This is a genomic window from Demequina lutea, assembly GCF_013409005.1.
Lineage (GTDB): Bacteria > Actinomycetota > Actinomycetes > Actinomycetales > Demequinaceae > Demequina > Demequina lutea.
Map to the genome: position 1 here is coordinate 2,596,524 of NZ_JACBZO010000001.1, position 25,036 is coordinate 2,621,559.

18 protein-coding genes and 1 tRNA gene are annotated in these 25,036 nt (G+C 63.3%); 4 read left to right on the forward strand and 15 right to left on the reverse strand.

Annotated features, from left to right (window positions below):
• Window positions 1-2: 2 nt before the first annotated feature.
• Entirely contained in the window at window positions 3-431 is a 429-nt protein-coding gene (locus BKA03_RS12505) for a hypothetical protein (RefSeq protein WP_152649463.1), read from the reverse strand.
• 68 nt (window positions 432-499) lie between these two features.
• Between BKA03_RS12505 and BKA03_RS12510 the strand changes: the two genes are divergently transcribed.
• The gene (locus BKA03_RS12510) at window positions 500-1,012 is read left to right on the forward strand and encodes a hypothetical protein (protein WP_062074232.1); all 513 of its coding nucleotides are present in this window, start codon (window positions 500-502) and stop codon (window positions 1,010-1,012) included.
• Here the strand turns inward: BKA03_RS12510 and BKA03_RS12515 are convergent.
• Entirely contained in the window at window positions 1,009-1,704 is a 696-nt protein-coding gene (locus tag BKA03_RS12515; RefSeq protein WP_152649465.1) for a hypothetical protein, read from the reverse strand. The two genes, BKA03_RS12510 and BKA03_RS12515, sit on opposite strands and share 4 nt — an antisense overlap.
• A 206-nt stretch (window positions 1,705-1,910) precedes the next feature.
• On the opposite strand from BKA03_RS12515, the gene BKA03_RS12520 reads away from it, so the two are divergent.
• Window positions 1,911-2,777 carry an Ltp family lipoprotein gene (locus BKA03_RS12520; RefSeq protein WP_083971157.1) on the forward strand — a complete coding sequence of 289 codons (867 nt, stop codon included), beginning with the start codon at window positions 1,911-1,913 and terminating at the stop codon, window positions 2,775-2,777.
• A gap of 431 nt (window positions 2,778-3,208) precedes the next feature.
• Here the strand turns inward: BKA03_RS12520 and BKA03_RS12525 are convergent, their stop codons facing one another.
• The 5 genes from BKA03_RS12525 to BKA03_RS12545 all read right to left on the reverse strand — a co-directional run bounded on the left by BKA03_RS12525 (window position 3,209) and on the right by BKA03_RS12545 (window position 12,669).
• Complete coding sequence (locus BKA03_RS12525) at window positions 3,209-3,766, reverse strand: hypothetical protein (protein WP_062074235.1); 558 nt, start codon at window positions 3,764-3,766, stop codon at window positions 3,209-3,211.
• Between the two features lie 225 nt (window positions 3,767-3,991).
• The gene (locus tag BKA03_RS12530) at window positions 3,992-6,577 is read right to left on the reverse strand and encodes a DEAD/DEAH box helicase (RefSeq protein ID WP_062074236.1); all 2,586 of its coding nucleotides are present in this window, start codon (window positions 6,575-6,577) and stop codon (window positions 3,992-3,994) included.
• On the reverse strand, window positions 6,574-8,574 hold the full coding sequence (locus BKA03_RS12535; RefSeq protein WP_193745829.1) for a site-specific DNA-methyltransferase: 2,001 nt from the start codon (window positions 8,572-8,574) through the stop codon (window positions 6,574-6,576). Before BKA03_RS12535 ends, BKA03_RS12530 begins: the two co-directional genes overlap by 4 nt.
• A 639-nt stretch (window positions 8,575-9,213) precedes the next feature.
• Window positions 9,214-9,825, reverse strand: a complete 612-nt coding sequence (locus BKA03_RS15860) for a helix-turn-helix domain-containing protein (protein ID WP_369345558.1) — start codon at window positions 9,823-9,825, stop codon at window positions 9,214-9,216.
• 1,767 nt (window positions 9,826-11,592) lie between these two features.
• On the reverse strand, window positions 11,593-12,669 hold the full coding sequence (locus tag BKA03_RS12545) for a DUF4062 domain-containing protein (RefSeq protein ID WP_062074239.1): 1,077 nt from the start codon (window positions 12,667-12,669) through the stop codon (window positions 11,593-11,595).
• 319 nt (window positions 12,670-12,988) lie between these two features.
• On the opposite strand from BKA03_RS12545, the gene BKA03_RS12550 reads away from it, so the two are divergent.
• Window positions 12,989-14,569, forward strand: a complete 1,581-nt coding sequence (locus tag BKA03_RS12550) for a hypothetical protein (RefSeq protein ID WP_062074240.1) — start codon at window positions 12,989-12,991, stop codon at window positions 14,567-14,569.
• Here BKA03_RS12550 and BKA03_RS12555 read toward each other — a convergent pair.
• The 8 genes from BKA03_RS12555 to BKA03_RS12590 all read right to left on the reverse strand — a co-directional run bounded on the left by BKA03_RS12555 (window position 14,536) and on the right by BKA03_RS12590 (window position 22,747).
• Complete coding sequence (locus tag BKA03_RS12555; protein WP_062074241.1) at window positions 14,536-15,612, reverse strand: hypothetical protein; 1,077 nt, start codon at window positions 15,610-15,612, stop codon at window positions 14,536-14,538. The two genes, BKA03_RS12550 and BKA03_RS12555, sit on opposite strands and share 34 nt — an antisense overlap.
• 503 nt (window positions 15,613-16,115) lie before the next feature.
• The gene (locus tag BKA03_RS12560) at window positions 16,116-16,928 is read right to left on the reverse strand and encodes a metallophosphoesterase family protein (protein WP_062074242.1); all 813 of its coding nucleotides are present in this window, start codon (window positions 16,926-16,928) and stop codon (window positions 16,116-16,118) included.
• Window positions 16,925-17,461: a hypothetical protein gene (locus BKA03_RS12565; protein WP_062074243.1), complete on the reverse strand. Its 537-nt coding sequence runs from the start codon at window positions 17,459-17,461 to the stop codon at window positions 16,925-16,927. Before BKA03_RS12565 ends, BKA03_RS12560 begins: the two co-directional genes overlap by 4 nt.
• Entirely contained in the window at window positions 17,458-17,769 is a 312-nt protein-coding gene (locus BKA03_RS12570) for a hypothetical protein (protein ID WP_062074244.1), read from the reverse strand. Before BKA03_RS12570 ends, BKA03_RS12565 begins: the two co-directional genes overlap by 4 nt.
• A gap of 297 nt (window positions 17,770-18,066) precedes the next feature.
• Entirely contained in the window at window positions 18,067-20,760 is a 2,694-nt protein-coding gene (locus BKA03_RS12575; RefSeq protein WP_062074245.1) for an ABC transporter permease, read from the reverse strand.
• A gap of 59 nt (window positions 20,761-20,819) precedes the next feature.
• Window positions 20,820-21,557, reverse strand: coding sequence for an ABC transporter ATP-binding protein (locus BKA03_RS12580; protein ID WP_062074246.1), 738 nt, complete (start codon window positions 21,555-21,557; stop codon window positions 20,820-20,822).
• On the reverse strand, window positions 21,557-22,132 hold the full coding sequence (locus BKA03_RS12585) for a PadR family transcriptional regulator (protein ID WP_062074247.1): 576 nt from the start codon (window positions 22,130-22,132) through the stop codon (window positions 21,557-21,559). The genes BKA03_RS12580 and BKA03_RS12585 overlap by 1 nt, the downstream gene beginning before the upstream one ends.
• A gap of 541 nt (window positions 22,133-22,673) precedes the next feature.
• Window positions 22,674-22,747: transfer RNA gene (locus tag BKA03_RS12590), tRNA-Thr, on the reverse strand.
• A gap of 118 nt (window positions 22,748-22,865) precedes the next feature.
• On the opposite strand from BKA03_RS12590, the gene BKA03_RS12595 reads away from it, so the two are divergent.
• Complete coding sequence (locus BKA03_RS12595; RefSeq protein ID WP_062074248.1) at window positions 22,866-24,968, forward strand: GmrSD restriction endonuclease domain-containing protein; 2,103 nt, start codon at window positions 22,866-22,868, stop codon at window positions 24,966-24,968.
• Window positions 24,969-25,036: the final 68 nt, after the last annotated feature.

The window sequence follows — 25,036 nt, forward strand, 5'->3', positions numbered from 1 at the left end:
GTCTATCTGAACAGGATCGTCAACACAGCGGAGATGAGTATTGCGATCGCTCCGATTACAGCGGGAATGATCGCCAACCTAAGGCCGTTCGCACGCCCATCGTTGGGGTTGATGTCGCCGACGCCAGTGTGCGTCTGATTGTTGTTGCCCAAGTAGTTCACGACGTTGCCCACGGGCGAGGGTGCTGGATTTCGGATATCTTCCAACTCCGCGACACCTTGAGCCGTCAACGTGAGTGGCGTGAATGGCGTGCCGCCGTCCCAGAACGACATTTCGGTGTTCACACTCTCGCGCTCATATAGCCATTGAGCCGCCCGCAAGGCATCCTCAGCGCGGACACCCCTCGCGACGACGTCGTTTTCCCACACGGCGAATTGAACACCAGGATTTTCTTCGACCCATGCTAGAAGTTCACGCATCAACTCGTTCACGTTCAACAACTTACAGGTCGACGTTGCCGCGGTTGGCGGTGTTGAAGATCTGAGCACAGGCGAACGAGATGCGCGGGGGCAACACCTTCTCGGAACCGGGCAACGAAGGCCCAGTCGCCGAACCCGCGCACTGGTCTCTGTGCCGCAGCAGCGACGCTGTTGACGCAGAAGACGTCGGCGCCCTCGCGGTGCCGTTACCCGCTTTCACGGAGACTACGGACTGCCTGCTCACCCTGTTGGCTCCTGCTCAAGTGAGTTGGGGGATGGCGGTCGGACGGGCGATCAGCGGACACACCAAACTTGCGATCGAGTGTTCGCTCGTGCTCGCTGGCGTTGCGCGCCAGAGGCCCGACCCCGTCACGGACCTCCACGGGGCCGCGTGCGCGAGATCATCCTTCAGCGGGCGGGCGTCGGTTGACATCTGGGACACGATCGACCCAGTTGCCACCTACGACTTCGACCCCAACGTCTGCCGCATCCGGTGGCAGGCGTACGACTACCAGGTCGACGGCAGCATCATGGAGCACCAACGCCACGGCACACCCCATCACATGGTCGTTCCGCTGCTGCTCGTGACCTAGAGCCTTGCCGAGTAGTACGTGTCATCGAGTGACCCGCGCGGGTACTTTTGAACGAGGTCTACCAGTTCGTCAGCGTTCAGGGTGAGTGCGTTCAGGCTTAGGAATGCGTCCAACTCGACGGTGTAGCCGTTGTAGTTCGACCCCGACTTGCTCAGGCGGGTGACAAGCGCGAGCGTGCTGGTGCCGATCACGAGGTGGCCCCGCTCGGGCTTGTTTTGAAATGGCCAGCGATAGACATAGGCGCGCTGGAGGTTGCGTTCGCCACGGTGCGGTTTCCGTAGGCCGTTGTGCCGGATGGTCGCTGAAACGTCGATCTCGGCGGCGTCGCGCTCGTCGTCGATGTAGACGACCTGCACATACATGGAGCCGCGGCTCTCACCCCGTTGCGCCGTCTTCACGGCACCTGGGCTGCCCAATCGCTTTGCCACGCGCCATTGCTTGTCCCAGGCGGCAAACTGGCGATCGAGACGGTTCGCAAGTCCTTGGGGAGTGCGAGCGCTAATCGTTACTGGGTCCCCAAGACCACGGTGAAGCGCGTTGACCGAGCACTCTCGGTACTGCCGACGTCGACCCCTCTCATACTCTGTGCCCACAACCATGGTCATATCGCTGAAGGAAACCTCGCTGGCCCAGTCGGGGTAGTCGACGTAGAGCAAGCGACTGAGTTGTGCAGCGGTCATTACCATCGTCACGATGCCATTATGGAGCATGGCAACTTCCCAAGGGGAGTGGCTCAGGAACGTCGAGCACGAGATATTGGTTTCAACGAAACGTGGTCGAGTTCCGCCATTCGTGACACCTAAGTTGAGATATGGGTCACTGTCGACCCAGTTGCCACCTGGGACTTGATGTCTCGCTGACGGTGACGAGATAACTACGCGCGACGAAGGAGAACGTCATGTCAGAAGTTCCGCCCGCCCCCATGCCAGCAGGCTGGTACCCGGACATGTCGGACTCCGGCCTGTCTCGTTGGTGGGATGGGACAGGGTGGACTCCGTCGACGAGACCGGCGAGCGTCCCACCCGCCCCAGCCGCCGCCGAGACCCCCGCTGAAACGGACGGGCAGAAGAACGCCGTCGAGAGAGCCAAGAACGAACTTGATTCCGCGCCGTGCTCCCGCACCCTACTCATCGAGGTGTTGGAGAGCGTGGGCTTCACCGCCGCTGACGCGGAGTATGGCGTCGACACTTTGAAAGTGGACTGGACCGAGCAGGCGCCAAAGAGTGCCCAGTACTACATCGACTTCGGTTCCTTCGCGTACTCCCGCTCCGAAATCATCGAGTTGTTGGAGTCCGAGGGGTTCACCGCCGCTGACGCGGAGTATGGCGCCGACACCGTGAAGGCGGACCGCTGGAACGAGCAGGCGGCGAAGCGCGCCAAGTGGTTGCTCGGAATCGAATCGTTGTCTTTCTCCCGCTCTAGCCTCATCACACAATTGGAGTTCGTGGGGTTCACGACCGAGCAGGCAACCTATGGGGTCAACGAGACCCCCCTCGCCGCTATGGCGAAGGAGGAACGCGCAGCACCGAAACGTCGTGACGTGGGCAAACTTCCGAGCCCTAACTCGCAGATGATCTGCCCGCATTGCCACGCACAAGGGCAGGTGTCTACCTCGATCGTCAAGCGCAAGCAGGGCATCAGCGGAGGCAAAGCAACCGGTGCTGTCTTGACTTTGGGGTGGTCACTCCTTGCCACAGGACTGTCGCAGAAGGTCAAGGGCACTCAGGCAAAGTGCGGGAATTGTGGCGCGGTTTGGGACTTCTAGCAGAACACCCGACGCGTCGACGACCAGCGGAGAAAGCCCTCGCCGCGTAACGCCAGGTGTGGCGGTCTCTGCGTATGACGACCGGCTTCAGTTGACCTGTGGGTCCCTGTCGGCCCAGTTGCAACCGCACGACCATCGCGCTTGCCAGTTCGGCCGTGGTTGCCCGGGAGCGCCCGTCGAGGAGCCAGTCAACATGCGCCGATAGCCTCACCCGGCCCCGCGCAGATACATCGAGCGCCTTCCCGAAGGTCAACGAAACTCGCGGGTTGACGGGCGGCACCAGAGTGCGACGCTTAAGGATCGGAACGACGACGACAGCGGCTACGAGACCGCGAAGGGCGGCAAGCCCTCTGGAGAGATTGTCGGGATAGAGACACGTTGGCAACCCGGCCTGTCGTTAATCTACCCCGCCTTGGTGTCGACTCATCGGGTCAACTGTGGATGTGTTGGAGCCGCTCGATCGCGTCCGTGATCCAGTCTGTGGCGACGGCCTCACCGACGTGAAGGAGGATTGGGGCGAGAAATCCGGTAAGGAGTCGGGCTCCCCTTCGAACTTGGGCTTCGTCTGGCACGGGTAGCGTCAACTCACGCAACAGTTCGTCGGTCGTTGCCTCCGCCTCGCGCTGATCCTCCGGGGTGAGCCCGGCATCTGCAAGACGGCGGCGCACTTCCGCGACCGTGGCTGCGAGGTCCTCATATCCAGAGGCGACAGCCTGCGTGCCGTCCTGGTTCTGAGCACTTGATGGACCCCAGGCAATCTGTGCGCGATCCCCAACGACGTGGACCGTCGGGCCATAATAGTGGTTCGTTACGTTGCCAAGACCGAGCCCGCCTTCGCTCACGAGTCCCGTCGCATCGGCCTCGAGTGGAATGCGGATCGGGTGCTTGGCGAACGCCCGTTCGAGTTCGCTCGTGATCTGCTCGATGCCACGATGGTTGATCTCAAACCCCTTGCCCGCCATGCTTCCCGCCTTCACCTCGAGGTCCATGCAAGGCTACGCGTGCGCGGTGACAGCGTCATGGAGGTCGCCGATTCTGACCCGCCGCGTGTCTGTACGGCTTCCATCAAACGGCAAACCTCACTGCTCGCCGACACATCCCGTCGACGCCGCCTTTCGGGGAGGAGCGCAGACAGTCCCGGGGGTCGCCGGTGCGCACGCGGCGGTGCGGTCGAATGCCAGTGCTAAACGAACGTACTCCTCCCGCGCAATCGCCTACGCGATCGCGAAGCCCTTGCTACCGAATACCTGACTCGCGAGGTCGATGTTGGCGTCTTGGAGCATCGCCACGACCTCATCGTCTCCGAGGTCGACTGCCTGCAAAGCCGCCTCCGGCGTGGGACGAATGATCGCCCAGGCAGTGTCGACGATGCGGTTGCCGGCGTCGTCGAGGTTGTACTCCGCGCGTAAGTACTCCGCGAGACCAATCCACTTCTTTCGCGACTGGCCGTCAAAGAAATCTTCGTGGGGGTCAAACACGACGAACCGCACGCCTTCGCCGTCGCGGTAGATTCCGAGAAAGTCGGGGTAGAGCGTTCGCTCTTCGCCCGTGGTTGAGGCATACCGAACCCCGAGAGCGTTGTCGCCTCCGGTGGGGTTGCGCCACCATCCGACGAAGCCGGGAAGGGTCGCCATCGCAGCGATTGTCCCCGTCTCCCACGGGTTCAGTGGCTTCGGCACGGGGTACTGGCGGTCGGCTCGGACATAGATGTGGCCGTCCGGGGCGAGGGTATCCGAGTCCCGTTCCCCGTGCAGCACCGCTGGCCATGTGAGTTCCACGGGGATGGACACGCCTGCGGCGGCCATTAGTTCGACGAATGCGGCCTTGGCGGCGAACTGCAATTTGCCCCCGTGTGCCTTAACCCAGGAGTCGAACTTTGCCTCGGCCGCCGTGTTGATGGTGTCCCGAGTACCTTCGATGAGACCGACCTCGGTAGCGATGAGTTGTGACTCGACGTGTGCGTCAGGGTCGTCGAAGCGCGCTTCGGTGGGGTCTTCTCCAGCCACCTGTTGCCACACTTGTTCGAGCGCAGCCCCCGCACCGCACGCGCGCTTGGCTTCCTCAAACCGACGTTGTGCCTCGGCTCCGCTGGGGAAGCCCTCCACGCTGTATTCGCTGACGAGATCTCCGGCCTTTACGTCCTTGATACCGCCGAGGCCGTCACCAAGGTCAACGACGGCCACCTTGGTGGCGGCGCTACCCAGCACCAATTCGTCGATGCGCTCCTTGTCGGCTTCGTATGCTTCGATCATGACCGCCGCGAGCGTGCGATCCATAGACCTCTCGGCGTTGGGGAGCAGCCCGGTCGACTCCAATAGGCGGGCGAGTTCACCCAGCCGCGGTATAGGTCCGCGGCGACGCCTGGGCCGCTTGTGAGTCTTGATAAGTCGCATCCTGCCGAGCAGGGTGTCGTCCTCGACGAGCACCCCTTCGCTTGTGACGCCGACTACGGCATCGACTAGTACGAGATCAACAGGGCGAGTAACTATCTCCGTCGTGAGTGAGTCGTCACTGTCACCTTGAAGGTCTTTGCGCACCTGTTCAATGGTTTCGAGGTTGTAGTGCGGTAGGTACATGGTGACGTCGTTGAGGAACGGGTGTCCTTCGATCTTCTCCGCCAGCGGGGTGCGCACCATGCGACCGATCATCTGCTTGACGTAGGTCATGTCGTTCGCGGTGCGCAGTGAGATCAGCACCTCGGCACGCGGGCAGTCCCAGCCGGTCGTGAGAGCATCCTTGAACAGAACAGCCCGGACATAAGACGTTTCCTGGATGTCTTCTGGGGCGATGTGGCGCAGCCTGCCGGGCCCGGTGGTGATGTCGTTCTTCTCACCAAACGAGTGAGCCACTGCGATGCCGTCGAGCCGCTCGTCGTGCTTGCGAAGGTCTGCGAGAATCTCGCCGATGCGGCCATCGCTGATGCCCGGCTCGACCTGTATGAGCAGCAGCGGTTTAACGGCGGCGTAGGTCTGCTTGTCCGACTGGTGGAGTGCTTCCCACGCGGCGTCCGACGCGACCCACATGTCAACCGCCTGCCTGAGCAACTTCGATTCGACGTACTCGCCATCGGTTGGAACGTGCGCAAGGAGCCGCTCCTTGATCAGTCCCGACTCGCGAATGTCCTTGACGGGCACTTCGACCGTGTGAGTAGCGCGCCCTGTCCCCTTGATGCCGTCAAGGAATCGTTGTGGGGTGGCGGAAATGCCCAACACGATTGGGAACATGCCGGCGCCGTTGGCACCGTTCATGAGCCGATACGCGATGGGCTGCCCGCCGCGTTCGTCTTTCCGGGTCCCGATGTGGGCCTCGTCGATGACCATAAGGAAGTTCGTACCCAGGTGGTTCACCGTGTTGCGAATCATCTGTTCAAGCGACACTGGTCGTGACTCGGATTGCTGGTACTTCGAGGCGGTCTTTGCCAACTTCTGGGTGTTGAGGAAATACACCTTGCCGGGCGTGAGTGCCGAGCCAGTGAGGTTTTCATCGATTTCGACCAGGTCTTCGTCGCGTTTGAGCCGCGAGGTTGCCACCATCTTCTTTGTGGTCTGCTCGTTCAGGGACGGAGAATTCGTGACCCAGAGCACCGTGAAATCGGTGTTAGCCCGCAACTCTGCACCGTCGCCGAACCGCAGTCGCTCGATGAGGGCCGTGGCGATGATGGTCTTACCTGCAGAGGTGAAGGCGGCGAGCGAGACGGCGGACGTCTGCTTGGAGTCGTCCCAGTCTTCGGCGGATCGGCTGACGCCTTTGAGGCAGCGTTCGACCGCGGTCTCCTGGTAGGGCTTTAGGAGGATGTTCATGCGCGTACCTCGAAGTTGCTCAGGTAGTCCTCGTAAAGACGGTGGACGGTGTAGTTGGTCAAGCGCTGGCAGGCGTGGGCATAGCGGGTGTCATCATCCGTGATGACGAACACATCCGCGCCGTCTTCGAGGCCGGCGTCCTCGATGCCGATGGCGAAGGCTGACACCGCGCCGGCACCGGACTCGAAAAGCACGCCGTAGTGCCCGCCCACTAGAAATTGAGGAAGGTTAGTCCCGTCGACCCTCAGCACGCCGCCATGGCCTCCCGCTTTCAGCCAAAGCAGAGGCGCGATCGTGTTGAAGTCTCGTCCGATCTTCACGGATTGGCGCGATGTGTAAGTCATGCGCGCGAAGGTGACATTCTCGGCTACGCCTTCGGAGTAGACGGAGCCGTCCTCGCGGATGCCAGTGGCGACCGTCTTGATGCGCGGGTGGGTGACGTGCTGAAAGATGCCGTGCTTGTCGAACTCGGGATCACCCGGAAAGTGGCCGGCCGCGACGAGGCGCGCACGCTGCCTCTCCTCGACCTCGTTGTTGGTCACGAGGATGCAATGGCGGGAGCCACCGTCGGCGGCGTTCATCTCCATCACGGCATGCATCGTGGAGCCCGAGCCACCGAAGAAGTCAAGGACTGTTGCGTTGACCTTGCGCCCCGTAACCGCGCGGATCCACTTTGCGAGAACAACCTCGTCCTTAGGGTAATCAAATCTCTGCTCGCCCAAGAGTGAGTTAAGACGCACTGATGACGGCATCCTGGACTGTTCGAAATTCGGGCGAATCGCTTGGGCTTCCTGATCTGTGAGGACGCGCTTGTAGCGTGGCGTGGTCGTGTGGTCGGGGCCAAACAGCACCCTGCCCTCTGCGATGTTCCTCGCCATGCGCGCCGGGTCATGACGCCACCCATTGGGGTGCCTCTTGACAGGGAGCCCCGTCGTCGGATGCAGCACGTCGTACCGAAGGTTTGGCCGATTGGGGCTGGGCTGAGCGAGGTTGTCTCGCTGATAGACACGCCCCTCTTCGTCGATCTCGGTGTAATGCGTGCGGAGTGACGTCTCGATCCCGTCTTGACCGCGGAGCCAGCGGCGGTACGCGGCTGTCGCAGCGTCGACGTCACCATTTGCACCGGCCCAGATCCTTGCCGCCTCCGTAACGCACTTCTCGTACCCCTGCTTCGTTTCAACCCACCTTGTATCCGCAGCGTCAAGTGCGGTGCGGTCGCGCCCATAGACGAGCATGTAGTCGAGTCCGCCCGACGTGTAGCGAGCGTGGTTCTTGCCGCTGCCTTCCCACACAACATTTGCGAGGAAGTTGCTGGCTCCAAAGACTTCGTCCATCAGTAGGCGCAGGTGAGCCTGTTCGTTGTCGTCGATCGCCACGATGATGACACCCGTGTCGGAGAGGAGTTCGCGCGCGATCCGCAGCCGCCTGTCCATGAATGACAGCCACTTCGAGTGACGGAAGGCGTCCTCCTTCGCGAGGTACTTGTCGTTGTAGATGAGGTCGCCGCCGGTGTTGTAGGGCGGATCGATGTAGATGCAATCGACCTTGCCGGCGTGCGTGTATCTCAGAGCCTGCAATGCGTGGAGGTTCTCCCCTTCGATGACGACGTGGTGAGGCTTGCCACCCCCGCGCTCGACTGTGTCGATCACGTCAAGCCCGGGGTACACAGACTCCCCCGGTTTGGCGATCGGTACGAGAGACGTCTCTGCCACGTAGTCGATGGTGTCCGGCTCGTCATCCCAGCGCACCGGGCGAACCCCCGCATCGAGTGTCACTCCGCGGGGGGAGCGCTCGACGGTTCCGAAACGGTCGATGTCGGGGCTGCGGTTGTCGACGCGGCAGCCCGAAGTGACTCGACCGCTGTACAGGCGCAGGACCTCGGGCTGCGAGTCCTCAAAGACGAGGCCAAACTTCAACAACGACCGGATCCCGTCCTTGACGGATTGGTCGCCATCGAGTTGCGAGAGCATGCTCTCGAGGTTCGAGACGCGGGTCACCACTTCCCCCAAATTCGTCGCTTGACGTCGTCAACGCGCGTTGCGAAGGTCATCATCAGGTCACCGTACGCGGGGTCGTGAAACGGGCCGCGCACCGGATCTGTGACAGCCCACACGACACTGCTGAGGGTACTCACAGGTGCAACGCTCTCCTTGATGGAACAACTCGCTTCCCGTTGAGGCTATCGGGCCTTGGCCGTCGCGTTCGGTTTTGGCTCGCGCCGACGGGCAATGGGCACCAATTAGCGCGGTCGCCGGGACGCAACACCGGCGATGCACGGGCACCCCTTCGCCATCCGCGGAGACCTCAAGTCAACCGTTGCTGGGACTCCGGGCCCAGCGACTTTCGGGGCCCTCGCGCTAGGAGAGGGCCCCGCAGGTCGAACCAGGCAACCACGGCCGCACAGGACACGGACTAGCCGTACCAGCGGTTTCGATTGGCGGACGGCGATCCCTCCCGGCCTCCTCGGCGGCCGGAAGCAAACGTCTCCCCCGCTTCGATCCGCGCCTTGTTCTGGAGCGTCTGCGCCCTCGCTTGCCGGGCCATGGCTTTCAAGTCGAATTCCTCTTGGTTTCCCGCTGATTTCTTGGCGCCGGCCGGTGGCGTCTTGCGCTTGGGAGTAGGACTCTTCGCCGCCACTACAGCACCTCGCCGCGGCTGGCACGCTGCGTGGCCTCGAAGCGCTCGACCGCCATCGCCCCAAGGGCATGTACCGCCATATTCGTACACACGAGCGGCTCACTACCCACTGTGCGCCTGCCATCGTGCCGACTAATAGCCTCACGCCCGGCCTGGATAAAGAGCGCTCGATCTTGGTTGAGAGTGGGTTCCGAAACTCCCGCCTTACGTGCCGCCTCAACCACGGTGACCTCCCCCTTCAGTACAGCCAAGACGGCCTCTACTCTCGGGTCCCCATCGACAGCAGCGGAAATCGACAAACGCTTCGCTGGCGCCTTCACAGGCCTCCGTGAAACGAACGACGATGACTCAAAGGCTGGCACAGATGGTCTCGGTGCGGTCGAGACTTTCACTCCTGGAAACGTGTTCATCAGGACTCCAAATAGGACGTTGCACGGACCATCCGCGGCTGTCCACCAGCAGGCTAGATCAGAAAATGTGGTCCATTTCCTGCCAGACGACGGGACTCCAAGAGGGTCAAGTGACGCAGGCGGCTTGCGACTCATCTGGCCATCCGTACCGGCTTCGGCCGCCTCACACTGTTCGTCGTCGACGCGTTCTTTCGGTCTCATCGCGGTGCACTCGATCGCGGTCGCGTCCGCGCGGGCGAGCCATGCCTCCTAGCAGCAACCAAGAGCGACCCGAGGACCCGGGCGCTGGCGAAGGTGCGGGTTGCAGTGCGAAAGCCGCCTAGCCGGAGCCGACCGGAAACCGCCTGGGCAACATAGCCCCTGGAAGCACCACAAGGCCGTCCAGGACATCGAGGCGGGCATCCGGCCTGGCAAGTAGCGACATTGCCCCTCAGTCACGCCAAGGGCCCGCCTACGACCGCTCATAGGCAATCAGGGCACCATTCGGGGTCAGTCTGCAGCGCCATCTGCACGATTCGGCCCTCACGATCATGTAGAACGTCCGCCGTAGTTCCCAGCACACGAGCATCGCTCCGTCACCGACCTGAGTCTCGACGTAGCGGCCAAGCCGCCCACGCACCATCGCCAATGCGACTTCCCCTGGCAACGATCGGCGAATCAGACTCTCTGTCGGAGTTGGACACCGTCCGAACGCATCCGGCACCAGCGACAAGCAGCCCCCAACCACGGCAGGACAGGCTCACTGGCCCGGCGACCAAGCAGGCGACCGACCACCTATGTGCGTGCCACGGCGAGAACTCCTCACACGAGCATGGCGAGCAAGGCTCACCGGCGCCATCGGCCCAGCACGCTTGTACGGGAAATTGGGGGAATCAACAGCCGCGGCTGTGCCTCACCGAAGCGTGGGCATGAGCGCTAAGGAGCCACACGGGACGCGCGGTCACGCAGCATCGTGCCGCCAACGCAGACGTCGACCGGCAGGGCCCGCCCAAACCCAGGTGCGGGAGCAGTCTTTGAGATGTGCACGGCGACACGAGCCGGGTGAAAAGCCATGATGCCTCGAGGCGAACAAGGTGTGAGGAAAGGGGGTGGACCGGGCGACGCTGAGAAAAGGGCCAGAGTTGGTGCAACTCACGCTCAAAAATCTCCGATTCGTGGAGTCGATTTCGGGAGTAAAAAATCCGCGTTGAGGCGACCGCAAAATAGGGTTCTTGGGCGCAACCGGGTGCGCTGCTGTACACGATCGCCCGCCCGCTCGAGTTGGGGCAACTCCGCCAAGAAGCCCGGCGAGGCGTGACCCAGGGAATCTGACACGGAGTCGGAGTTGCTGCAACTCCCCCTTGAAACCCATCGATCCGTGGACCCGGAAGCCCGACCAAGAATCGGAGTTGGGGCAACTCTGATCTGTGCGCGTGTCAACGTGACCGGCCGCGATGACGCCGACCGCCGAAACCGCACGCAAGAGTCCAAGCAGGCCTGACCTGTCCCGGCTTTTCCGGACGGCTTCTTCATGTTGATCACGCCGCAGTGGGTGCTGACGGGTGAAGGTTTTCGTAGTCGAGGGGGGCGATATTCGAGCACGGACCGGCGGCGTCCGGGGTTGCAGAACGCCTCGCTCCACTCGAACATTGCGTTGGCCAGTTCGGCCGTGGTTGCCCCCAAGCAGCCGTCGAGGAGCCAGTCAACATGCGCCTATAACCTCACCCGGCCCCGCGCAGTCGCATCGAGCGTCTTCCCGAAGGTCACCGAAACTCGCAGGTTGACGGGCGGCACGAGAGGGCGGCGCTGAAGGATCGGAACGACGGCGGCAACGGCGACGCGAGAACACCATGGATCGCAGGCCCTCTGGAGAGATTGTCGGGATTGAGGCAGGTTGGCAACCCGGTCTATCGCCAATCCACCCTGACATGTCAGGACCACCTGCGTATGAGGCTCGAGCGACGCCGTGACGGGCAAACCGCGTAGTGGCTACTGATCCCGTCGAATTGCTCGAAGCCTCATCATCTGGTCTTGTCCAGATTCGGTGAGAATCCAGTATTTGTTCGTGTCGCTCGCGGTCCGCTGCTTCTCGCCACGTGCGATTAGGTCGAGTGCGAAAAACTGAACGAGCACGTCGTTTACGGATTGAGGATTCACCTCTGGAGGCTCGGCCAACTGGGCGAAGCCCGTCGGTAGGAGCGTCTTGTCTTGGGTGATCACGCTTGCCAGTAGGTCAGAGAGGGCCTTCGCAACCTCAATCTCGGATGCCTCGTGGAGCATCGTGGGCCCGACCGCTACGAGCACCTCATTCCACGTCAACTTGATCGTGAGGGTCCATTGTCGCCGCTTTGAGTCGTATCGGAGTTGGCCTTTCTCAGACAGGTCCGTCTTGAGGTAGCCCACGAGGGTCAACTTGAGCGTGCACTCATCGTCACCTTGTGAGAGTGTCTCGGGCGCATCGAAAGTCGCCGCTCTCCGCGACTGAGCCTCGCGAGTCAATTCTGCTACCTTCGCTCGCAGTTCGGCGAGTTCCGTCCGCGTCTCCGGTGTAAGTGCGTTCGCTGCTCGTATCCACCCCTCCGCTGGAAACTGCTCTCTCATTTCCATCAACGCCAGCGCGACTTCGCCAGGAAGCATGTCGGGTGAGGTCCAGTAGCGGACTACGCGGGCCGCCTCGACCTTCGCTCGGAACGCCTCGAGCCGCAGACGCGGGTCTCGTTCCAACTCGATTTGGTCGCCCTTCAACTGCCCCGGCTCGCCGTGCAAGAAAGCCATTACAGGCTTACCAATTGAGTCGGCGAAGTCGTATTCCATCTCCGTGAAACTCAACTCGGTCGCCGGATCGATAGATCCGTACTTGCCGCCCACAACCAGCACGTAATAGTCACACTCAGAGATGATGCGTTGGATGAGGCGCCACTTCTGCTCGTTGCCCGCGACGAAAAGTTCCATTCCCGCCGGAATACAACCAGCGGTGAGAAGTGCCTGAATTACGGACTGACGCTCGTTCTTGAGGTCCAGGTACGTCGAACTGACGAATACCTGCTCTCGACGTTCTGATGGCATGCGCCCACAGTAGCGCGCGTCGTCGGGCGCGTGCCCGACGCCTTCACTTGAATATGCAACATAACTCGTAGGGGTTCTTGGACTGTTCGGCGACCTCGTCGCGGGGCCTCGTGGGTATCGGTTGAGGATGGGTGGGGCAGTGCGCTGCCCGCCAGCGGCGGCAGCCGCGCTGGACGGCGCACGCGCACGGTGTTGGTCCTCGTAGAGTCCGCAGCGGTGTCTGACGGCTCTGCGAAACTCATCGAATCAGCGAGTCCACGATGCGTGCATGATCTTGAGTGGGAAGCCATGGAGAAGCGGAGGGGTTGTTTTGGACAGGGTGACCGACAGGCTTCTGGGTGAGTTGCTGTCCCAGCGATTCGACGCATTTGGTTGCCCACAGCGAGGTTTGCATGTCGACAATCAGGAGCGCACAGGGTGCCTGGCCTGCAACGTCGAGACGGGCAAGTACCAAGGTCACGGCGCCGACGACTCGGTCGCACTGGACGACGACCGGCTAGGGGTGCTCCATATGCCACTTGGGCAGCCGTGGCCTCACACCCGGTTCTTCAAGCCCGGTGTCGGGTTGCACCGCGGCGGCGGTGAGCCAGCGATTGACTCCGCGGAGGTGCGGGGCTGGTTCGTCGACGGGGTTTGTCACCGTGAGGGCGCGCCGGCCCTGGAGTGGGGTGAGGGGTACTGGGCATGGTTCCAACACGGCAAGATCCATCGGGTCGGCGGGCCCGCGCTGAATTGGGAGGAGACCGAGGATTGGTGGACGGACGGTCGCCTGCATCGCGAAGACGGCCCTGCACGATTCATCAAACCCGCCGCCAGGAACCGCCCGTGGATATATCGCGGTCGGTCTCACGAGTACGCGCTCGACGGACACCTGTCGAGTCGGCAAGAAGTATGGGCCAGGTGGGTGGCCTCGCACACTCCGTTTGCTGCCGACAACAAGGAAGCAATGGAGTTCCTGGATGCCGGCACCAACGGCAGCGACGCCGGCGACGCACCCTTTGCCCCTCTCGAGCCGGAACTCATCAAACTGGCGTTGCTGCTGCACGACGACTTCAACGTTTCGCCACGGCAGGACGCGCACCCTGGAAGTTCTGTCGACACCTCACCGGGCCTGGTCGACGTGCAGCCACCAAGCACACCCGACCCCGCCAGTCCGCTGTCACCACACCGGTTGCTGCCGGCCGCTCAGAACAGACGTGACATCGCCTATGACGCCGTCACTTTCCGTCGCCGGATTGCTGAGGCGCACCGGTTGGGCAAGTTGAAAATCCATGACTCTGACGCCAGGGGGCGGTGGACCAAGGCGCACGACCTACATGGCTTGCTTTCCCACAAGTCCTACGTTGCGGCGGACCTCGAGATCGACAAAGACATGATCGCGGTCGGACTCAGGATCCAAGACACGCACCTGGTCCTCGACCCACACGCCATCATGAAGCAGATCGCCAACGGTGAGCCACTGTCACACGTGGCACGGCGGTACTGGCACGCTGACCGTTCCTACGAGTACGCCGGACAACTTCTGTCCGCATTCGCACAAAGCGGCGGATTCCCCACACTGCCAGGACGCCCCGCCCCGTTGCCGAGCATTGAATGTCCGATCGAGCGTGCGTTCGAATTCGCAGGACAAGCGATCGCGAGCGGTGTCGACGACATTGTTGCCCGCACGTGGGCCACCGCGATGGTGGTGGCGCACGGGTATGACGTGATTCCGCTCACGTGGCACGGCGAGAGCCCCTCGATGGGTGTTCGTACGGTCAGACCGGCACGCACATTGGCCAGCGCCTACTACGCTCAGGCGATTGAGGACCTGAAAGAGCGGTCGGATGGCAGCCGCTTCATGAATCTCGTGAGCAAGATTTACCGCTACCCGTCGTGGCCACCGCTGACTGACGGATAGTGGTTTACCGCCGCAATCATCGGTACCCATCGCTGCTTGGCAACCACCACATAGTCGCCGACGCCACGCACACCTCCATCCACTGCGATCAGTCCGTGTGCCTCGAGGGCGCGCACCGCAGAGTTGATCGTCCTCGTCGTAAAGCCGGTCAGTTCATCAAGTTGTTTGCGCGACGCGCTGGGGAGAGCGGCTATCAGGCGAGCGACGAAAAGAGTGCTCGGACGGGCCGATTCGAACCATTCGCGCTGCACGGGCGTGAGGACCGTTCGCTCCCGGTAGCGCTGCACTTCGAGTTCGAAGGTTGCGGTCACTGCGGCACGTTCCACCGCACGCAAGGCTGCCACCAACGCTTCGTTGACCTCGCCTGGGTCGCACGGGTTGGGCCCGGCTAGCGCGCGAGCCACTTTCTGCCAGTCATCGCGGTAGTCAACGAATCCGACGCTGATGGGCACGAGCACGTCAGCGCCATGTGCGGCGCTTAACATCCAGGGGAAACTGGCACGCGCCGCCATCGCGACCGACGGCGAGTCTGGACAACTTGCGGCGACGGACATCATCGCGAGAATTGCCCTGAGGATGCCCGAACCCACGGGACCGGCCGCCAACCAGTCGGGCAGTCCGGCGTCGAAGTCGCTGCGCAATCGTGGTGGTAATCCCACGACGTCCAGAAACTCGTTGCGGATCGCCCCTATCGGATGGTGACTGGCAGCCGCATACCCTTGCAGGCCGAGATGGAAACCCAGGAGACACGTCGCGGTACTGGCCGAGTTGGTGGGCCTCCCGTACGGGGTCTCAGAGGCCGAGAACTTCTTGGCGAACGCACCCCAACGCAAGGTCTCTCCCTCGGCCAGCACGCAACTCCAAGCCTCGATCGACGCCAGAGCGCAAAGCCCGTACGTCGAAGGCAACCAAGAGCGCCACTGGCCCTCCAGGCGGCCGATGGCACGGGAAGCATTTGACAGCGCGCCTAGCACCACAGCGTCCGAGGTCACCGGCACTTCCCACGGGAGGTCTGGCACGACATACGGTTCAGTCGGTCCCATTTCCGCATCCAACGGACTTGGTGAGATCTCGATCACTCGCCCCACGGCACATCGCCTCCCTGCGTTCGAAAGTACGCCCGGGTACCGACACGACAAGAGTCAATTCCCGCTATGAGGTGTGGCGCACGCTGATCGACCCAGGTCTTGGACCTCGACGCTTCGAGTTGCCGGCCACTCAGACATGGGAGGTGTTCGCGCCGAGCCGGTGGCGGATTTCGGCTGCGATCTTGGCGCACTCTCCAAGACCCCGTGAACTCTCGCTCGCTCGCCCCACCTTCAGACCGGCGCTCCGCCTTTGACTCGAGAGCGACCGTGCAAGCGCAGTGCCAGATCCTTCAGGGCCGCCCGCATGACCTGTCCCGCTTGCGTCGCGACGCGCGCCAAAACTACCCCCAGGACTTGACCGCCTGTCGCGACGGCAAAACGTGGCCAGGGCAGGTGCGGCAAGGGTCGCGTGACGCACACCCGATCTACACCCTCAATCGCGAAGAGGCTGTTGTCGGTCATCGCCGCCCGGTAGTGAATGTTGGTGTCAGGGTGTCGAGGTCAAGGACGCCTGTCGAGGACGGCTGACCATCGGCGGCGAGGCCGAACACGCGCGTGGTGACCGAGCCAAAGTCGACCTCCTCGTTGACCGCGAAGTGATAGTGACCATGCAACGCCAGTGCAGGTTCCACCGCCATGAACGCCTCCATGTACTTGTTTCGCACCCGGTCGGCGTACTCGATGTCGTGCCTGCTGAACCCGCCGGGGTTTCCGCGCAGTCGTGAAGCGATCGTCTCGACGCGCGCGGGGGCTTCATGCGCGACGATGACGTCGGCGTGGCCTCCGGCCGCGGTGCGGGCCACATCAGCGTCGCTGATGGCTTCCTGCTCCCACCAAGACTTGCGCCGTTGGGACGATCCGTAGTGCTCGCGCTGCCGGTTGAACGCTGAGTCTGCGATGAGGCGCGGCTTGCGGTCCACCGACCCCGCACCTCCCAGCCACACAAAGGTGCGCCCACCCATCTCGGTGCGATGGCCACGGGGCGCCAACAGTATGTTATTGCGGAAAGGGAGCCATCCGTCGTCACGCGGCTCCAATGCCTCGATCTGGTCGTAGTCCTCATGGTTGCCAGGGGCACACAGGATCGTGACGCCGTTGGCCCGCAGGCGCTTGTTGACGCGATCCCATTTGCCGGCCGCCACGTTGCCCGGCCACACCCCCAGATCGCCAACTTGGATCACCGTGTCCAAGTTTGCGGCACTGAACTCGTCAATGGCGCGATTGAGCCAAAACTCTGTCCCGTGCATGTCCCCTAGCAAGCCGACCTTCATTGTAGGAACTCCTCGATGGTCGTAAGTTCTTGATCGGTGAGCCCCCGCGAAGTAGTCGGGCACACGGTGAGGACCCGGTCGTCAATCCAGTCCAGTGCGTCGAGTCGACCTGCGATGCGATGCATGCCCATCCAGGCGTCGATGTCGTCGTCTATCCACACCACCCGGTCATGAACCTGAAGCGCTTGATACACGTGTGTCGCCTTCCACCAAGCAAGCATCCGGTCGTCGTTCGCCACGAAATCGGTGACGACCTTCCAGTGGTGCCCGATGCCGATCAGTGGAGCGAGGGATGATCTTGCGCGTGTCGTCCACGTCGTCGACCAGATCATCTCCACACCGTCGAGGGCTTCCATCGCTCGCAGCCGGTCGATGACGCACGTCGACCAGTTGATCGAATACGCGACGTGATGCTCAGCGTTCCACACGTGCTCCTTGCGCCAGGTGTCCTGAGGCCAGTGAGCGAGATCGCCGTCCCTGTCGAGACCCGCGTTGATCACTCCGTCCACATCCACGAAGATGGCGACTGTCATAGCGCACCCAAGCGGGCACCGCGCGACGGTGCCAGCGTCTCGATCCACGTCATCGTTCGCCTGCCCGTCGTTCCGGCACGGCTTCCTTGCTCCACCGCGGTGCACCAGACCACGACAATTGAGCGGACAAGTCCGGCGCCCAACCCCTGCGCAGGCGATGCGTCCAGTCCGCCCACCTGCGCGGACTCGCCACAGTGCCAGGGCATCGTTGGAGGCCACGGCAACGCCCCGGGCAATTCGCGCACGAGATGCGGCGTGATGGAACCCTCATCCACGTCGAGCAGTGGATTTGTGACGGAGCGCCCCATGATCAAACCTCCTGGCAACGACGTTATCCAGTGGGGCTGACAGTCAGCCGGCGCTGCTCGCCGCGGGAGGTACGTAGCGGGCTTCAGCGGCGGCCACACATCGACCGCGACGTTGTTCAGCGAAGCAACTGCCCTATCTGGACAATGTCCCGCCCCAGCGACACCGTGTCGCCGGGCACGCTGGCTCGCCACCCACATCCGACATCGAGATAACTCACCTGGAGGGTTGACAGCGCAGCGGTGAGTGCGGGGCGTTTACCCGACGATCGCGGTAGTCACGCGAAGTGAAATTTCCCGTCAGGCAGCGAGCCTGTAATGGATGGCTCGTGCCGCCCGCGTGAGAAGCCACGAGAGCGCCCCTGTGATTGCCGGGAGCGCGACCCAGCCCGCGATGATCCATAGCCACGGTGTGGTGTAGCCGCGTTGTGCGAGGGCGTGGTTATTGGCCCAGGTCCACGCAAGAGCGGTGGCGAGACCGATGGTGGTGGCCGATCCCACGATGAGGGCTCCTTGCCACGCGGTGATCGCCTTTGCCGTGCGTGGCGACGCCCCGAGCGATGCGAGGGTGAAGTCGTCGCGGCGCGCGTCGGACCGCGCGAGCGCCAGTGCGATCGTGGTCGCGGTGATGATGAGCAGCGCCACGCCGAGGATTGCCAAGGCTCCGGTGAAGAGGGCCTCTTGTTCGCGTGGACCGTTCTCGACGTCAAGCCACAGGAACCCGGAGCCCGCGACCGTTTGGAGTGCACGGTTGACTGCCGCCGCCTGTGTTGAGTCGATCGGCTTCGTCGCGTCCACAATGAGCGTGGTGGGCACCACGGGCCAGCCGATGGCCGCTGCCGCAGCAGGTGAGAGGACCGCCATGGCGGCGCGCCTTTCGCCGTAGGGATACTGCTGGTAGACGGCCGGCAACTGCATGGTGGCTGAGGGTTCGACGCCTTGGTCGGGGAAGTTGTCGTGGGCGTAATCCCACAGACCGATCTTGACCTTGTCGGCGTTGAGCATCGCGTTCGAGAACACGACGACGCCGCCATGATTGAGCGTGTCCTTCGCTGCGGTCGTGGGTTCGCCTACGAGTAGCGCGCGTAGCGCGTCGACGCCGCCGACGTCGACCTGAAATACCCACGGGCCGAGATTTGAAGCCGCCCCGGCGCAGCGCGGATCCGCTGCGCGCTCGCGCTCTGTCTGGTCCCCATACGGACACAAGTTCGCCTCGGGGACAATAATGCTCGGCACCGCAGTTGTGCCGGTCATGTCGGGGATCTCGAACTGCCAGCCGTCGATCACGGTGACATTCGCGTCCGGTAAGGCGACTCGGACCGCTTTGGCAGCGGCACTTGCGTCGAAGTTCGCATCGGGGCGGCCGGGCGCTAGGGCGACGACTCCGTCTCCTTTGGGCGCGATGGGCACCCACCTGTCGGCGAGGTAGTGCTGGTCCCGGTCGAGCGTCATGAGAACTGCGCTGCCGATCGCAACCGTGATGGCGATCGCGGCGATCACCGGCACGGTCCGGCCAAGGTTGCGCGTGGCGTCCCGTGCGGCGATGCGCAGGCCAAGCGACGCTCGGAACGCGATACGCGACAGGCCTCGCAGCACGGCTGGCACGAGGAAAACCGCACCCGTGAAGACTATGAGGCTTCCGGCGGCGAGGAGCCGGGAGGCCGTGGTCGCGGCGTCGTAGGCAGGGACGCCTACAAGGTCGAGCGAGGCGTCGAAGGTGTGCGCGGCGCGCACCAAAGCAAACACACCAACCACGCCCGCAAGAGCCCCGACAATGGTGGGCCATCTGTGCGGCCGGGTGGCACGACGGGTTCCTCCCAGCACAGCGATCACGTCGAGCCGCGCGGCCATCAGCGCGGGGACCAATGACGCGAGCATCCCGACCGTGACTCCGTAGGCGACCACAATGCCCGCGTGCCACCAGGTGACGTGATAGCCCCAGGTGCTCGTTCGCGCATCGACGCCACCCCACCGCAGCAAGACACTCACCCATGCGAATCCTCCGGCTAGGCCGAGCACCACGCCGGCTACGCCGCCGGCCAGGCCCAGCCAGCATCCGCGCGCGATGCCGACCGCGGCGAGCGTTCCTCGCGTGGCTCCGGTGGCCGCGAGGAGCGCGAGGTGGTGTCGCTGCCGGCGGAAGGTGACGACAAAGCCCGCGCCTGCAAGAAGCAACGCGGCGACCAAGCCGACCGCCCCTGCGGCGACGAGCGTCGGCGCGACCGGCTGTTTGTAGGGAGTCAACGCCGGGTCGGGTGGCGGGTCTAGCGCGACGCGGCGAGAGTATGCGATGAGCCCATGAGCGTTCAATGCCCGCACCTGATCCCAGGACATCGCGACATTCGTGTCGTACCAGGTGGTGGACTGGATGTCACCGCCGAGATCGATGGCGCCGGTTGCAGTGAAAATCGTGCCCTCCGGGGAGTCAACGCGCCCGGCTAGGACGCCGGAGACCGTGAGCGGGCCGTCAACACCCTCGACCGCCACGGTGTCCCCGACCCCGACGCGCAGAGTGTCCGCGAGCGTAGCCGTGACCATCACCTCAGTGTCCGCGTTCGGGACCGCACCGCTCACAACGTGGTAAATTCCCGTAAGCGCTGGATCCCACGCGCCGCCCTGGACGGCCGTTGTACGGGTTGCAGCGTCGCCAGTGGACACCACCACCGCGCCCTGCTGCAACGCGACCACGCGCGCCCCGTCCGGAAGCAATGCCTCCACGTCGGACGCCGTCAGAGATGTGGCGTCCGACTGCGGTGCCGAAGCCGCGCCATTCGCAGGCTCGTAGTACCGCGCGTCCGTTGGGGACTGGACCACACCCGCCCCGGTCGGGTCCCCAACCATGACCCACGCCTCGGCCTGTCCCAACTCCGCGGCCAGCGTCTCGTCGACCGTCGCCTGCTGGCTAGCCGCCACGGTGGAGATCAGCATGAGCGCGGCCGATGGCAATGCCACGAGCGCGGCGACGAGAATCCCGTCTCGGGGGTTGCGTCGCACCTGTCGCCCAGCGAGCGTTAGCGCCGTCCGGGCACTGCGGATGGACCTGGGCAACCTGATCACACTGCCCCGCCACTCAGCAGCGATTCGGGTCCGGACGCGCGGGTCTCGTCGACGACCTGTCCGTCGCTGAGATACACGATTCGGTCGGCCCATGCTGCGTGCCGGGCGTCGTGGGTGACCACGACGACCGCCGCACCATCGTCAGCGCGCTCACGCAAGCCCCTGAGTACGGCTTCCCCGGTGACAGAGTCGAGCGCTCCGGTCGGTTCGTCGGCGAGCAGCAGGCGACGCCTCCCGACGGTTGCGCGAGCAATTGCCACACGCTGGCGCTCTCCTCCCGAGAGTTCGTCCGGAAAGGATCGGGCGCGTTCACGAAGACCGACGACGGCCAGGGCACGGCGGGCCTCAGAGCGCGCGGTGGCGCTCGAGGCTCCGTCAAGATCGAGGGGCAACGCGACGTTCTCGAGCGCGGTGAGAGTCGGCAGAAGGTTGAAGTCTTGGAAGACGAAGCCGATCCGCTGCCTTCGCAGCCGCGCCAGATCACGTACACCGATCTGGCCGAGCACCTCGCCGCACACGGCAACCTCGCCAGATGTGGGGGCCAGTAGCGCTCCGGCGATCGCCAGCAGCGTCGACTTGCCCGAGCCGGAGGTACCCATGATCGCAACCATTTCCCCCGCGTCCACCGCCAGCGACGCGGCGTCGAGCGCCGTCACCGTGTTCGCACCGTCAACGTAGGTCTTGGTTACGGCGTGCATCTCAAGCACACGTGCATCCGGGCTGACGGTGCTCATCAGCGAACCTCCTCACTCTGGCTTGAGTGTTGCTCCGACGGCTCCGTCGCAGGCTGGGACACGGGATGCCGCGGTCGTCGCGCCAGCCGAGCGGCGGTGTGGTCGAGCCAGCGCACCTCCGCCTCCGCGCGAAAGATCAGGGCATCAGCAACGAGTTCCCACGCCTCATCGCTTCCGGCGCGTTTGGCACGGTTGAGGTCCTGCAAGGCGGACATCACCGAGCGGCGCTGTGCGCGGATCACATCCACGACGTCCACGCCGGCAGTGCTCGCCGCCAACGCGATCTTCAATGCCACGTCGTCGCGCCCGACCTTTGATACGGGCACCGGGCTGGCCCACCATGCAGACAGCGCCGCGCGCCCCGCATCGGACAGGCTGTAGCGCACCTGACGCTCACCGTCGACGTCTTCCCTCGTCACGAGTCCGTCCCGTTCGAGGCGATCCAGAGTGCTGTAGACCTGGCCGACGTTGAGCGGCCACACCCCGCCCGTTCTCCCCTCGAACTCGGTACGCAACTCGTACCCGTACCTGTCGCTCTCGCTGAGCAGCACCAGCAATGAATGCCTAATCGACATGACTCCCCCTGCATACGCGGTATGTTATGGCAACTATATACGCCGTATCTATGGTGAGCAACCTAGGAGGCGTGTCCGAAACTTGCCGCAGCACTCACCGAGGGCGCTTCTCACGAAGATCCCACCCTCGGGCCAGCAAGCGCAGCGACGGCGCTACTGCTCTAGGGGGGGCGTGGCCCGTCAAGCCCGGGCAAGAACACCGGGGCCGCTGTTGCTCGACGACGGCCCGGCAGATCTACTGGGTTGCTGCGCCGCCCTGGAGGGCTTCTACCGTGGGGGGTGCGAGGGCGAGCATCTCGCGGCGGGCTTGGCTGACTCGTTCGATCCGCTACGTCTAAACGGTGCAGGTGGAGAGGAACGCCATGATGTCGGTCGCGTCGTCGGTGGCGAACATCGTGTCGAGGGCCGTGTTGAATTCGAGCCGACGCTGGTTGGGCACGGAGACGCTGGATATAGGCGTCTCGAAACCGAATGGCTGCCCTGATGGCTGACCTCGAGCGTTCCAGGGGCCACACAATCCTGCAAAACCCCTGGTAAACCTTGGAGCCGCCTAAGAGAATCGAACTCTTGACCTATTCATTACGAGTGATCGTCGGTGCCGACTGCCCGCTTGGCCTCTTGCCCGCAGTCCGCGGCCCACCGCATGGCTGCAGTCACGCGACCACAGCAATGGTCTGCAGTCAGGACGTTGCGCTAGCCTGCAAGCGCCATCAAATCCCAGGAGGGCGCGGCCGTGACACAGAACTTCTCGCACAACCCATGGACAGTGTCCCGCTTGGTCGATGGCCTCGATACAGGCTCTATCCGCCTGCCGGATATTCAGCGCCCATTCGTGTGGCGCAACGCCAAGGTGCGTGACCTCATCGACAGCATGTTCAGGGGCTACCCCGTGGGTGAACTGATGTTCTGGAGGAGCGCTGAGTCCGGCAACACCCGGGTGTTCGGTGTCGACGACGACAAGCAGGAGAACGTCTCCTACCAGGTCGTAGATGGGCAGCAACGCCTCACCAGCCTGTACGCGGTGATGATGGGCGTGGAGGTATGGCGAGAGGACTACTCCCGCGAGACCATCCAGATCGCCTTCAACCCTCTTACCGAGCGGTTTGCGGTGCCAGACAACGCCACCGGACGCTCGCCGCAATGGATCAACGACATCCGTGGCGTGTTCGCCGACCCCATTGAGGCGCGCTACGCGTACCTTGCCGCACTGCGAGAGAGCGACGAGGCCCAAGTCGACACCGAAGTGGAGCGGCGGGTCGAAGTTGCCATACAGCGCCTGGCGTCCCTCCGCGATTACGGTTTCGCTGTCGTGCAGATAAACGAGGAAGTCTCGCGCGAGGTCGTCGCCGACATCTTCGTGCGCGCCAACTCCGAAGGCGTCTCGCTCAAACCCGCGGACTTCATCCTGACGTGGATGAGCGTGTTCTGGGAGGACGGACGCAACGAACTCGAGACCTGGGCGCGGGACTCCCGCTTCTCCCCCGAAGCCCTCAACTCCATCCTCGGTACTCACGTGCGGTGGACTCCGCGCAACCCGTACATCAATTTCGACCCAGGCCAATTGCTCCGCGTAGCGATTGCCGTTGGTCTACGCCGTGGACGCCTTGGCGACGCATACAACCGCCTGCGGGGACGCAACCCACGCACCCGCGAGATCGAGCCCGAGGTGCGCGAGAAGGAACTCGCCCGCCTCCAACTGGGCCAGTCGCTCGTCCTCAATCCCCTGAACTGGGACGAATTTCTCCGAGTACTTGAACGCGCAGGATTCCGCTCCGAAAAGATGATCTCCTCGAAGTCGAACATCCTGTACACATACGCGCTTTGGCTCATCGGACGCCGCTCCTTCAACGTGCCGGTCGACCAACTGCGCGAGATCATGGCCCGCTGGTTCTTCATGTCGCAGATCACAGGGCGCTACACCTCGTCACCCGAGACCCGCATCCAAGAGGACCTCAACCGCCTGGATGGTCTATCCGAGACGCCCGCCGCGTTCCTAACCGCCCTTGACGGACAAATCTCCACGTCCGTCACGCGCGACTGGTGGGAACTTACCCTTCCAAACCTTCTCGAAACTTCCAACGTCGACGGGCCCGCCTACCTGTCCTACGTTGCCGCCCTGAACGTACTCGACGCAGATGTTCTGCTGTCGACCTCCAAGTTGAAGGACTGGACGACGCCGCGGCCGTCCATCAAGGGCATCGAGAAGCATCATCTATTTCCCCGAGAGTACCTACAGCACGGACTGGGCATCACGTCCACGCGGCAGATCAACCAAGCAGCCAACATGGCGATGGTCGAGTGGAGCGACAACATCGACATCTCCGACAGGCCACCTCACGAGTACTGGCCGCAGCAGGTTGCAGACAAGGCGATCGAAGAGCAACGTCGGCGTCGGCAGGAACAATGGCATGCACTACCTCCGGGGTGGACGGAGATGGAATACAACACCTTCCTCGTCGAGCGGCGGCGTCTCATTGCACGCGCGACCCACGAAGGATTCAAGCGCCTGACTGACCCCAACTACGAACCAGATCTGTCACGCCCCGCCGACCTCGCGCAGCCGGCGGCCGCACTCCCGTCCTTCGAACGCCTAGTCGTCATGGGCGCTCTATCCGCGGACATGCTCATGTCGCCGGTCAATGACGAAACCGATGTGGTCGCAGAGGTCACCGAGGATGGATCCATCCGTATCGGCGAGCACTTCTACGAATCGCTGGAGCGAGCAACCCGAGAAGTCGACCCCGACGTAGAAGATCCGTGGGCGTTCTGGACTGTCGCGACCGACAACGGCGATGTCCCGCTGGCGGCTCTCAGAGAGTCGGCGGCGCGCCAGTAACGTCCGGGAATCTAATCCAGATTCCGCGCACGATCGAGTACTCCAACCCTCAGGGGACTCCGACGCGG